We start from the raw sequence: 12,586 nt of genomic DNA on the forward strand, positions 1-12,586 counted from the left end.
GGAGAAGTTTTATGGCACAGACAGTTAATGTAAACTTTCGTCTCGATGAGACGGATAAAAAGAGAATGGAAAATGTTTGTAATGAGCTTGGACTTTCTATGAGTGCAGCCTTTACTATATTTGCCAAGAAGGTTGGCAGAGAGCACCGTATACCTTTTGAAATTTCTGTAGACCCTTTTTATTCGGAGAATAATGTAGCTCATTTACGCCGAGGGATAGCAGCCCTTAATGCCGGGCTTGGTGTAGAACATGATATTATAGAGGAGTAAAACTCATGCATAAAATATGGTTTGATGAAGCATGGGAAGACTATCTTTATTGGCAAAGCCAGGACAGAAAAACTATAAAACGTATTAATGGGCTTATCAAGGATATCGAATTTCCAATGGAGTTTTGGAAATTTTATCCTGCCGTGGACATTATAATTAATACAAAGGGAGATATCACAAAGACTAAGAAAATTTTGTGATATCTCCCTTTTAAACAATTGTCCGCTTATACATAATCTATTTACAGTAATCATGCTTTCTGTTAAGATTCCTGTACGCATATAAAAGTACATCATTGTCCACGCTGTTAAATTCTATAAAGTATATATCTTCTACATTAATTTTTATTCTATCATAAACTTTTGCATTTGATATATCTACACATTCCATAACTACAGATACGGCATCTGATTCTGAAACAAAGCCTGTATACATATCATCATACGAATTTATCATAATAGTTGCTATGTTCTTACTTGAAATTATATATTCGAGGATATTTCTGATAGATATTTCACCGTCAAAGTCATTCATTGATAGCGTTTTTATCTCTTTATCCTTCCAGTAATCTATATATAATTTCATTTTAGCTAAATATTCCGTACCGGAAAGACAAGAGCTTATTATTTTCTTTTTAAAAGCATAAAGACCTGCTTCTCTTCCTTGATCATCAAAAGCTTTAAATATACAGATATCGACATTTTGGTATAGCAGATATCCTACGCTAAAGCACTCGTCATCTGTTGAATATATTTCATATAGCTTTCCTATTTCCATACTCGTCACTATATTCCCGCTCCAAATCTTCAATCAAATATTCATCACTCATACAATGCATATCTGAAATCCCTTTACTCATCAGTTCGTATGTAAATGAGTGATAAAAAAAGTTTAGTGCTTCATCTAATGAGATATTTTGATTTTTCGCAAACTTTTCTATAATCCGAGCATATTTCTTTTGTAATAACACAGGATTTGCATTCATATTATTTCTCTCTCCATAAATAACCTAGTACCTGTTCATCCTACCCTTATTCATCACAAATCCAAGCAGTGCACCTACTATACCTCCAAGGATATGAGTAAGATTTGAAATATTATCCTGTACAAAGAATCCCTGATATATCTGCTCTCCGATATACAAAAGTGCTACAAGAATAAATGTAAAAGGAATTTTTCCTTCTTTAAATCCTGCAAATGATGAAAGCAGTATAAATGCAAACACTACACCGCTTGCCCCAAGCAGTCCTGAAGACGGGAACACAAAGAAATGTACCAATCCTGTTACAAGTGCGGTTGCAAGAATAACAAAGAGTATATTCGCCGAACCGTACTTTTCTTCAAGCATCGGTCCTATTACAAGTATAAGCATTATATTACCAAGGAAATGATCAAGATTTGCATGGCCAAGTACATGTCCGAAAAATCTGATATATGTAAGAGGACTTATAAAAGACGATCTGTATACACTGAAGAAAAATCTTGTGGAAAGTCCTCCCGTAATAACATCCATTACAAATACTATAAAGCTCAAAATAACAAATCCCAAAATAACCGGTGAATTGAATGAAATTTTTAATTTATTATCCATATTTTCTCCTCGACTTAGGTTTAACTAACCCGTTCTAAAAAAGGGCGGATCAACCACCCTTTTTATCTACTCTATCAACAGCTTCAACTATGTGAATGCGCATCTTTGAATTTGATGCCCTATCTCCCTCTATGTAGAGTATATATTCAACATAGACATTTATCTCTTCTTCGTTCATATCTATGAGCAGAAGCTTTGTCTCTGTTTCCATATCCAATCTTCCAAAGGGAGTGTCATATATTGTTTTGTACCTACTGTTATTGGCAAATACCATCTTGGAATTTACCACACCCTCTTTGATAATTTCAACCCTGTTCTTATTTACTATTATTGTATTAAGGATAATTTCATCAAAACCTTGGGCTTCTTCCACGTAAGTTATTTTGTGTATATCACCATCAATATAGTGATTTCCTGAAATATTCACGGCAATAGGATCGTTCTCATCATATCTCAAATGAGAGCCGCTAATCTCAATATCTACAAATTCTTTCATAATCTTCTACCTTAAAACCATAGTAGAAGCCGCAATGCGGTCTCTACCCAACCCTAAGCTACCACTGGTTGTTATGCAAATATCAAGTTTAAAATAAAAGAATGATAGTTTACTAGAAAAATGTATCTCCCCACTATTCTATATAAAATAACCTTAAATAAAAAACTGATAACTATGCTCAACAAAGAATGCCTGTCTGCTTTATGTACACTCTTGTCTAGCCAATCCAATTTGTATGCATTCTGCAAAGCTTTAAATGTTTTTTAAACGTAACAATATTATTTATTGTCACTAAAATTCCTCTATATTGACTATACCGGCTTTCTTTACTATGCCGGGCATAATAGAAGATGCTAAATCACTAAATCTTTCCGCCATATCACTGACATAAAAGTCATGAAAAACTTTGCCGTCATCCGCGGCACAAAGATTTTCACGCTCCAACAAAGATTTCAATTCCTTCGCGGTCTCATATGCAGGATTTACAAGGGAAACTTCCTCTCCCATAATCCTTCCAAAAGTCTTATACAGTAAAGGATAATGGGTGCATCCCAATACCAGACTGTCAATATGTCTGCTCTTTAATTCACTAACATATCTTGAAATAATCTCATCTGTAACTCTGTCATTTATAAGTCCCTCTTCTACCAAAGGAACCAAAAGCGGACAGGCCTTTTGTATTACTTCAAGTTCATTATTTATCTGATGAATAGTTTTCTCATATATACCGCTTGATATGGTTCCGCTGGTACCGACAACTCCAATCCTTCCCACTTTTGTAGTTTTGGCGGCAGTTATGGCACCTGCATGAATAACACCCATAATCGGTATATCAATCTCTGTCTTTAATATGTCAAGCGCAAAAGCACTGGCGGTATTGCACGCAATCACAATAGCTTTTACATTTTTTGTCTGTAAAAATTTTACAATCTGTCCGGAGTATTTAATAATAGTATCTCTTGACTTGGAGCCGTATGGAACTCTTGCCGTATCTCCAAAATAAACAGTACTTTCATTTGGCATCTGCGACACTATTTCCTTTGCTACCGTAAGCCCTCCGACACCTGAATCAAATATTCCTATAGGTAAATTCAAGAAAAATCACCTTCTCTCAAAAGCCAAATCAATAAGTTTGTCAATCAGCTCTTTCTTTCCGATACCTGCAGCCTCAAATAACATAGGATACATACTTATTGCTGTAAATCCGGGCATTGTATTTATCTCGTTAAATACAATCTCTCCGTCTTCCCTTGCAAAGAAGTCCACTCTTGAAAGTCCAAATCCGTCCAAAGCTGTAAAAATCTTTTTTGCACACTCAGGAAGTTTTTCTCTTACTCCGTCAGGAAGCTTTGAATCCAGCAATGTAAGTGAATCAAGCTTATATTTTGCATCATAGTCATAGAATGTTGCCGCCGATTTTATCTCACCGACTCCGCTTGCCGTTACATCTCCCGGTTTACCAAGCACTCCACATTCCACTTCATGTCCAACTATAGTTTCTTCAACAAGAACTTTTCTGTCATGATTCAGAGCTTCTTTTATGCCTTTTTCCAGTTCCTCTCTGTTTGAGGCTTTTGATACACCTCTTGAAGAACCGGCATTTGAAGGCTTTACAAATACCGGATAGTCAAATCTGTTTTCAATCCTCTTTATTACTCCTTCAAAATCCTTACTCGCTTCATAGTCAAGTACCGGCTCATATGCGGCCTGTCTTATACCGAGCTTGTCAACTACAAGTTTTGTATAGAGCTTGTCCATACCTACTGCACTGGCCAAAACTCCACATCCTACATAGGGAATCTTTGCAAGTTCCAACAGTCCTTGAATAGTACCGTCTTCACCATAGAGTCCATGCAGTACAGGGAATACCACATCCACATGAATTTCTTTATATTCACCATCTGTCTCTACTATTATACACTTTTTTGTTGCATCAGGCAAAATAAATGCACTTGTTCTTGAATTAATCCAACTTCCGTCTTCCATTGAAGATATATTCTCAACCTTGAGCCATTTACCTTCCTTGGTGATACCGATTAAAATGAGCTCATATTTATCAGTATCCACCTGTTTTGATATATTGGTTGCAGATATTACAGATATCTCATGTTCAGAGGACTGCCCCCCGAATATTATCACTAATTTCCTCATTATTTTGTAGGTGTTTCCTTAATCTTTTTGGAAACATTGACCTCCTGATTATTTATATGCTCGGCAATGATTCTCTTAGCCTCCGACTTATCTCTACTCTTTAGCGCCTTTAATATCATCTCATGCTCTTCCATAAGCTGATTTCTTGTCGCTTCAGCCTTTACATACTCAAGTCTGTAACGATACATCTGCTCACGTAGATTATTTATCATCTGAACCAACTTATCATTGCCTGTGCTTGTAAATATTATATCATGAAATTTCTCATCTGCACGTGCAATATCAATAATATCTTTATTTTCTATTGACTCAACAAATTCCTCTTCAGCCTGCTCAAGCTCATTTAGCTCCTCATCCGTAATCTTTGTACATGAAAGTTCTATTGCAAGCTCCTCCAAGGCTCTTCTCACTTCCAGAGTATCTCTAAGATTCTTTTCGGTAATCCCTGCAACCTCTGCACCCTTTCTCGGAATCATAAGCACAAGACCTTCAAGTTCAAGCATTCTTATAGCTTCTCTTATAGGTGTTCTTGACACTCCAAGCTTCTTTGAGAGAGCTATCTCCATAAGTCTCTCACCCGGCTGCAATTCTCCTCTTAGAATTGCCTGCCTTAAAGTTTTAAAAACCACATCTCTCAGTGGCATATATTCATCTCCTTCTGCATGTGAAAAAGCTGTCATTGTATCCTCCATATATCTTTCTATAGCGTATTTGTAATCTGTATATAATTTATTCTGTCGTCTTTTTCAAATATTTCTTTGGTCTTTATTATATCTTCATCATTTTCATATATGCCGAATATTGCAGTTCCGCTTCCGCTCATAAGAGCTCCAAGACAATTGTTATCAATCATCTTTTGCTTTATATCCGCTATTAAAGGCAAAAGTTTTATAGAAGGTACCTCCAAAATATTATCAAGTCGCTTTGCAATTTTTTCTATCTTTGTCTTATCGGCTTCATCACTCTCTATAACCGAAACCATTTCACTCACATCTTTATGTTTAAAACCTGCCTTATTAAGTCCTTCTATATCAAGACTCTCATATACTGTTTTTGTAGAAAGACCGGCTTTCGGTTTTACTATTAAGAGTTTCATTTTCGGTAATGGGCTTAACCGCCTAAGCTTTTCTCCGATTCCGCTTGCCAGTACCGTCCCTCCCATTATACAAAAAGGTATATCCGCGCCGAGGCTTGCTCCAAGCTCCAAAAGTCTCTCATCGCTTACACCGAGTTTAAAAAGCTCATTTACCGCTTTTAATGTTGCCGCCGCATCCGCACTTCCACCTGCCATGCCGGCTTCCATCGGGATATTCTTCTCGAGCAAAACTTCAACACCAAAATCTTTACCGGTTTCATTTTGTAAAAGCACTATGGCCTTGTATATAAGATTGGTCTCATCCATTGCCAAATCAGTATTGTATGATTTAAGTAATATCTTTTTTTCTTCAAGTTCTTTTATTTCAAGTACGTCAAATATATCAACATTTGTCATAACCATTTCTACTTCATGGTAACCATTATCTTTTCTTCTCAGTACATCCAAGCATAAATTAATTTTTGCAAATGCCCTTACTTTCATTCAATAAACCTCTGTATTTTACTGCCCCTAAAAATATTGTTCCTAAAATTATACATTAAAATTTGTATAAAAACAACAGTTAGGTTTTTCTAACCTACATATACAATTAAACATCACTCTATTAAAATCCTACTTTTTGCTGAAGCTTTCATTTATTATCACACCAAGTTTTTTAGCAAAATTAATCGATGCTATGTTTGATTTGTCTATTTGTGCATATACATCAATTATTTTTAACGACTCTCTTAAGTAATCCAGTAAGTACCTGCAAACTTTAAATGTATATCCACATCTTCGGTATCTTTCTTCAGTCATATATGAAATATAACATTTTCCGTCTTTATTGTAAAACCCTGCCATGCCCATAAGCTCATTAACATTTTCAAATACATATAAGCCATAGCCGTAGAAATCATAGTGAAGAGAAATATATTCCAGTAAGTCATTTTTTGTTTTAAAAGGAAATCCCTTAAAACAGGATAAAATTTCAAAGTCGTCAGGTCTCATCTCACGAATATTTATACCTTCCACTTTTCCTATATCAAAAGGCATACCCAGAGTTCTGTAGGCAACCTTCTTTATATATTCCTCGTCAATGTCTTCAAGACTTTCCACCGCATATTTTGAAACCGATATATCTATATCTTCTTTACCGAGTATAGCAATAGTGGCTTTGTGAGAGTTAAATGCCTCCCACAAAGCCACATTTTCATCTGATATCAATATATCACAATGCTGTCCTGAAACATTAACACTTTTCAGGAGCTTCATAAGTCTCGCCGAATGTATCCACTGTCATAGTTGCAATCTTCTGCTCTGTATTCGGTCTGTCATTGTAATCTGTATCTGCAGCCGCTATTTTATCTACTACATCCATTCCCTCGATTACCATTCCGAATGCAGCATATGCTCCGTCTAAATGAGGTGCATCCTGATGCATTATAAAGAACTGTGAACCTGCCGAATTTGGGCTCATAGCTCTTGCCATTGATATAACTCCCCTGCTATGTGCCAAATCATTCTGGAATCCGTTCTGATTAAACTCGCCCTTGATTTGATAATCCGGACCACCCATTCCGTTTCCCTGTGGGCATCCGCCCTGTATCATAAATCCTGAAATTACTCTGTGGAATGTAAGTCCGTCATAGAACTTCTCATTGATCAGGCTGATAAAGTTTCTTACAGTGTTTGGAGCCACCTCAGGATAAAGTTCGATTTTGATTACTGAGCCGTCTGTCATTGTCAATGTTACTATTGGGTTTTTCATGTTTTCTCTCCTTTATAATCCCAATAAAGTCACCCGAATGTATGCATCCTTGTGACTTTATTTATAGGACCTCTACGGTCATTCATTTATCTGTATTTTACCATATCTCTACTTATTTTTGTATAAAAAAGTATTATATTTTATTGTATTTTTTATTTTATCTATTAATTATTTTACTATTTCTACCTGCATTGTATTTGTATATTTTGCAGGTCCTCTCTCAATTTTCTCAGGTATGATGCCTGCTGTAATCACTACAAGATCATTTTCTTTAATGTATTTTCCTGATTTTAATGTCTCAACTGAAGATGATATAAGCTCATCTGTAGTATCCGCTCTCTTTGCCCATACAGGAACTACACCGTAGAAAAGCTGCATCTGACGAACCGTTGAAATACTTGGGCTCATTCCGTAAACAGGTATACTTGATCTCCACTTTGAAAGCATTCTTGTTGTAAATCCTGTAATTGAAGGTGCTATAATTGCCTTTGCATCCAATTGGTCTGCTGTATATACTGCAGCATAGCCGACCTGATTTGAAATATTCTTCTTGTCCATCTTATTTACTTTTCTGCCTCTGTAAAGTGCATGATCAAGATGTATCTCAGTCTCTTTTGCTATCTTTACCATCATCTTGAGCGCTTCAAGAGGGTACTTACCCATTGCGGACTCACCTGAAAGCATTATTGCATCGGTACCGTCATATATGGCATTTGCAACGTCTGAAACCTCGGCTCTTGTAGGTCTTGGATTTCTTATCATTGAATCAAGCATCTGTGTAGCTGTAATTACAGGCTTTCCTGCTACAGAACATTTTTCAATAAGCTTTTTCTGTATAAAAGGCAATTTTGCGGCATCTATTTCAACACCCATATCACCTCTTGCAACCATGATACCGTCGCTTGCTTCGATGATGTCGTCCATGTTGTCGATGCCTTCCTGGTTTTCAATCTTTGAAATAATCTGGATAGTTGAACCCTTCTCCTTTAATATTTCTCTAATCTGACGAACTGCATCTCCGTTTCTTATAAAAGAAGCAGCAATAAAGTCAAATCCGTTGTCACAGGCAAACTTTACATCTTCAATATCCTTCTGTGTAAGTGCTGGCAACTTTATAGAAACTCCCGGTACATTCACACCCTTTTTCTCTCCAAGCTCACCGCCGTTTAGAATTTTGGTATGTATATCTGATCCTTCAACAGATATTACCTCAAGCTCGATAAGACCGTCATCTATAAGTATCCTGTCTCCCGCCTTTACATCATCGTTAAGACCGCTGTAATTGATAAAGCCTTTCTTATCATTTCCTACACATTCGTTTATTGTTAGTGTATATTCATTTCCCGCTACTAATGTTACCTTCTGACCGCCTTCAAGTAAACCGGTTCTTATTTCAGGGCCCTTTGTATCAAGAAGAGCCGCAACCTGCTTTCCGGTCTCTTCTCTTACTTCTCTCAATATATTCAGTCTGCCAAGATGCTCCTCATAATCACCATGTGAAAAATTGAATCTGGCAACATCCATTCCTGCAATTGCCATATCTTTCATAAGTTTTTTATCGTTTGTGTTTGGACCCATGGTACAGATAATCTTTGTTTTCTTCATTTCTTTTCCTCTTTATTTTTATAAGCGTAAATACTACCACTCATTTTTTAATGTATCAAGATATATTTAAAAATGAGCGGCAAACCAATAATACTTCAAAATACGGGTGTAAACTCTATTCCACATGAATATGTGTATATAAATGATCTGAGCAATACTCCAAATTTCCCTTACATTTAGAACAGAATCTAAACTCCAATGTGTCATCATCTTTTTCGGTTCTTCCACAAACCGCACATTTGTGTATAGACTCCCCTGCCGGTCTTATCTTGGCCGCCTTTTTAAATTTCACCTGTCTGGCTACATTCTTCGGAGATATTCTATACCAATTTCTTGTTAATAAATAGAATATTACAAAGTTTAGAAGGCTGAGTCCTATGGATGCCTTTGTAATGACGCCACCTATTATAAAGCTATAGACTTCAATTAGTAAATATACAAATGCTAAATATTTTGCCTTTATAGGTAATACAAAGTATACATAGAAACTCATCTCAGGATAAGTTACGGCAAAAGCCAAAAATATCGACATATTAAGGCTGTCCGGTGTTAAAGGATAATAACTTACAAGATCTCCATATATTGCATATAGTACAAATGCTCCAACTATAAGCAAGAAATATCCCATAAACATATATAGGTTAAATCTAAAACTTCCCCAAACTCTTTCAAGATTGCTTCCGAGATTATAATACAAGTACAGCATTATAGCTCCGAAAAATATACTTTGATCCGGTGCATATAATGTCCATGTAAGAATTCTCCACACCTGTCCCGAGAGTATTTTAGGTATATCAAGTGACAAATAATTATAATATATTTCTATATTTATCAAAGATATGGCAAAACCGATACTATATAATACAGTCAGATACATCATCAAATTTTTGATAGCGTATCTGCCGATTTTTCTTTCCAATTTTTCTAAAAAACCCATCGCACTCCTTTCCGACATCTATTTTTTGATGGACTTTGTGTATTAAAGCCTTTTGCTCAATATACGCGCCTATTATAACATTTATACTGCTTGTATGTAAATGATTTGAGTTTTGCACAAAATGTTTTTATTATTCATAAAGTCCAAAAAAATCTTTATGATGAACTCATTATACTTAACATACCGGCACTATTTTGTGCTATAATAAATAACGTATAAATTTTATTTCATAGTTAAATTATAATAATAGTTTAATTTTATGCTTTATATTATCTAATGATTTGATCATATAAAAGGAGTTTTTATGAAAAAAACATCTCACTTACTAATACTTTTAATTTTTAGCATACTGCTTGTCGCATGTGGTTCATCTGGGCATAATATGGAGGATACAAAGCCTGAAATAACCTCTGAAAATTCTTCAGATGAAAAAAACATTGCTGTGGCTTCCTCTAAATCAGTGGAAGAAACATCTTCTCAAACCGAAAGTCCTTATCCAATTAAAAACTATGTTGCTATTGATAAAGATAACTATTCAGTAACTGTAGACAGTATGGGTTGGGATAATGTATCTAACCTTGCATATCTTAATATTACACTGGAAAATAAAACTACTGATAAAACATATATTTTTAATACCGAAGACAGCTTTATAAACGGATTACAGGTACATATACCTATGTTTGAGTCAGCTCAAGCAGGTTCAAAATCACAGGTAGTATGGTATCTTGATCCGTTAAATAAATCTATTACTGTTAAAGATATTACAGATATTGAAGCACTACTTCATGTTTATGAATTTGATGGTAAGGAAAGTCATGAAATAGATACAGAAACAATTCATATTTATCCCTATGGTCAAGACAATATCACTACATATGTGTACGAACCAAAGGATACAGATCAAGTACTTATTGATAATGAATATTGTACTATTATTCTTGTAGGATCCGATATGAATAATGTGAACTATGCTTTAAAACTATATATTGTTAATAAAACAGATGAAACTATGAATATTAGCACCGGTGAAAATTATATAGACGGCAAGAAAATTAAAAATCCACCTTATTTCCCACAAATCCGACCACAAAAAAGTACATTTGAAACCATAAATTGGCTTGTTAGTACTATTAAAGATCAAGGTATAGACCCATCTGATATTTCAAATATAAGTTTTTATGTAGATGTATATGCAAGCGGGCACCTAAATGACGAACACTTTTTTAAAGAAACAATCAGTTTTACACCATAGGTATGTAGAGCAAGGCCTAGCATATAGATTATAATAATATATGCCTATATTTCCTTTAATATTTGTATATTCAAATCGTTTTTATTATGATTCTTAACACATATCCTGACAAATACAAGGTAATTTGGCTTTGTAAGTTTGCCAGGATATTTTGTTCTTATACAGAGCTGCTTTTTAGTAAAGCTCCAACCATAAACATACTGCTATTCGTATGTAAAAAAGCTTTGCCTATATTATATGTCAGAGCTCAAAATACTCCTCTTTACATGGTATTCCATGCACTTTTTTTACTGATAAAGGATTGATATCTAATTCTACTATCATAAAGCATTGTCAAAACTGAATCCACCAAAAAATTGTACGTTGTGGCTATTGTTAGCTGACGCGTCTTGTCTCATCTTTTATGTTTTTTTTATTTTTCCTATTTCAACTATTATTGTATTTAGCACTGTGGTTATATGATATGTAAAATTAATTACAATATTTAAATAATACAATTTGTTTCTTATAACAATTAAAATAATTTCATTTCATATAAAAACAAATTCATCGAATATATAGAGTATATTTACTTTATAACTAGCATCATTAAGTTGTATAAGTACTTTGTTATTGTACTTTGTTATTGTATTTTTTTATGTAAACATTCCCATTTATTATTCAATTCATCTTTATGTTTATCATACCAGTCTTTGATTTCTTTTTTCATGGATTCAGACCATTTTTTTTTACCATCTTTCCAGAAACTGCCATCTTTTAACTTGAATACTGCTGCGTATTCATTAAAGCTAACATGAAAATGTGGAGGATGATATTCAAATTCCTTGGCTCGTACTTCTACCTTGTATTTTTTTGAACAATCTTCTATAAATATAGATTCTACCTTTGGTTCATTTTTCCACCATTCTTTTCTATATATATTATCTAGTGTATAATTGTAATATTTGTTTTTATATAAAACTTTTATATCTAGGCTATCCCTTTCAAACGCTTCATGAAAAAAAGAAACAACTCTTCCTTCATTTTCCAAAGCTTTAGTAAAACAATTTATATTACTATATTCTTTTTTGAAGTCATCATCAAATTGATATTCCTCTATCTTTATATCACAATTATCATTATCTCCATAGAAAGGTTCATCTCTAAATAATTGTACTATAGAAAGCTTTAATTTAACTACCTCAGGATTGTTTCCATTTCTATCCTGACGATAAGCAACATCCTTTATTGTAAGGCCATTACAAACTTCCAAATTCCAAAACGTTTCTTTTTTCCATATTATATTTTGTTCTGTTTTTTTTATTTCATTTATTACAGGACATGTATACTTTCTAAATTTTTCGAAAAAATCATCAATATTATCGAACTGTCCTCTAATAGAATATTCGTTCAAAAAATAATCACACATAAATATCTTAGCTCCCCACTTTTAAGTA

At 34.3% G+C, this 12,586-nt stretch carries 15 protein-coding genes and 1 pseudogene; 3 read left to right on the plus strand and 13 right to left on the minus strand.

What is annotated here, in order from left to right:
- Positions 1 to 11: 11 nt before the first annotated feature.
- Entirely contained in the window at positions 12 to 269 is a 258-nt protein-coding gene (locus EHV10_RS12385) for a type II toxin-antitoxin system RelB/DinJ family antitoxin (RefSeq protein WP_128674917.1), read from the plus strand.
- Positions 270 to 274: 5 nt separating this feature from the next.
- Positions 275 to 379 (plus strand): annotated as a pseudogene (locus EHV10_RS15445) (type II toxin-antitoxin system YoeB family toxin); the annotation flags it as partial.
- 127 nt (positions 380 to 506) lie between these two features.
- Here the strand turns inward: EHV10_RS15445 and EHV10_RS12395 are convergent.
- From EHV10_RS12395 to EHV10_RS12450, 12 genes are all read right to left on the minus strand, one after another.
- Positions 507 to 1,046 (minus strand): hypothetical protein, encoded by a 540-nt coding sequence (locus EHV10_RS12395; RefSeq protein WP_243116140.1) that lies wholly within the window; start codon positions 1,044 to 1,046, stop codon positions 507 to 509.
- Positions 1,024 to 1,254, minus strand: a complete 231-nt coding sequence (locus EHV10_RS12400; RefSeq protein ID WP_128674919.1) for a DUF3791 domain-containing protein — start codon at positions 1,252 to 1,254, stop codon at positions 1,024 to 1,026. The genes EHV10_RS12395 and EHV10_RS12400 overlap by 23 nt, the downstream gene beginning before the upstream one ends.
- Positions 1,255 to 1,278: 24 nt before the next feature.
- The gene (locus EHV10_RS12405) at positions 1,279 to 1,860 is read right to left on the minus strand and encodes a rhomboid family intramembrane serine protease (protein WP_128674920.1); all 582 of its coding nucleotides are present in this window, start codon (positions 1,858 to 1,860) and stop codon (positions 1,279 to 1,281) included.
- A 49-nt stretch (positions 1,861 to 1,909) separates the two neighbouring features.
- Entirely contained in the window at positions 1,910 to 2,356 is a 447-nt protein-coding gene (locus tag EHV10_RS12410; RefSeq protein ID WP_128674921.1) for a DUF1934 domain-containing protein, read from the minus strand.
- A 291-nt stretch (positions 2,357 to 2,647) separates the two neighbouring features.
- Positions 2,648 to 3,451 (minus strand): glutamate racemase, encoded by an 804-nt coding sequence (murI, locus tag EHV10_RS12415; RefSeq protein WP_128674922.1) that lies wholly within the window; start codon positions 3,449 to 3,451, stop codon positions 2,648 to 2,650.
- A gap of 6 nt (positions 3,452 to 3,457) precedes the next feature.
- Positions 3,458 to 4,507, minus strand: a complete 1,050-nt coding sequence (locus EHV10_RS12420) for a D-alanine--D-alanine ligase family protein (RefSeq protein ID WP_128674923.1) — start codon at positions 4,505 to 4,507, stop codon at positions 3,458 to 3,460.
- Positions 4,507 to 5,187, minus strand: coding sequence for a GntR family transcriptional regulator (locus tag EHV10_RS12425; protein WP_034211491.1), 681 nt, complete (start codon positions 5,185 to 5,187; stop codon positions 4,507 to 4,509). Before EHV10_RS12425 ends, EHV10_RS12420 begins: the two co-directional genes overlap by 1 nt.
- Before the next feature lie 20 nt (positions 5,188 to 5,207).
- Positions 5,208 to 6,086, minus strand: a complete 879-nt coding sequence (gene ispE, locus EHV10_RS12430) for a 4-(cytidine 5'-diphospho)-2-C-methyl-D-erythritol kinase (protein ID WP_128674924.1) — start codon at positions 6,084 to 6,086, stop codon at positions 5,208 to 5,210.
- A gap of 129 nt (positions 6,087 to 6,215) precedes the next feature.
- The gene (locus EHV10_RS12435; protein ID WP_034214039.1) at positions 6,216 to 6,857 is read right to left on the minus strand and encodes a GNAT family N-acetyltransferase; all 642 of its coding nucleotides are present in this window, start codon (positions 6,855 to 6,857) and stop codon (positions 6,216 to 6,218) included.
- The gene (locus EHV10_RS12440) at positions 6,835 to 7,353 is read right to left on the minus strand and encodes a peptidylprolyl isomerase (protein WP_034214041.1); all 519 of its coding nucleotides are present in this window, start codon (positions 7,351 to 7,353) and stop codon (positions 6,835 to 6,837) included. The genes EHV10_RS12435 and EHV10_RS12440 overlap by 23 nt, the downstream gene beginning before the upstream one ends.
- 168 nt (positions 7,354 to 7,521) lie before the next feature.
- A complete protein-coding gene (gene pyk / locus EHV10_RS12445; protein ID WP_128674925.1) occupies positions 7,522 to 8,958 on the minus strand; it encodes a pyruvate kinase in 1,437 nt (478 codons plus the stop codon).
- A 115-nt stretch (positions 8,959 to 9,073) separates the two neighbouring features.
- Positions 9,074 to 9,895 (minus strand): hypothetical protein, encoded by an 822-nt coding sequence (locus tag EHV10_RS12450; protein ID WP_128674926.1) that lies wholly within the window; start codon positions 9,893 to 9,895, stop codon positions 9,074 to 9,076.
- Between the two features lie 304 nt (positions 9,896 to 10,199).
- On the opposite strand from EHV10_RS12450, the gene EHV10_RS12455 reads away from it, so the two are divergent.
- Entirely contained in the window at positions 10,200 to 11,150 is a 951-nt protein-coding gene (locus EHV10_RS12455) for a hypothetical protein (protein ID WP_128674927.1), read from the plus strand.
- 622 nt (positions 11,151 to 11,772) lie between these two features.
- Here EHV10_RS12455 and EHV10_RS12460 read toward each other — a convergent pair.
- On the minus strand, positions 11,773 to 12,558 hold the full coding sequence (locus EHV10_RS12460; protein ID WP_128674928.1) for a DUF4160 domain-containing protein: 786 nt from the start codon (positions 12,556 to 12,558) through the stop codon (positions 11,773 to 11,775).
- Positions 12,559 to 12,586: the final 28 nt, after the last annotated feature.

Origin of the sequence: Lachnoanaerobaculum gingivalis (assembly GCF_003862475.1) — a bacterium.
Lineage (GTDB): Bacteria > Bacillota > Clostridia > Lachnospirales > Lachnospiraceae > Lachnoanaerobaculum > Lachnoanaerobaculum gingivalis.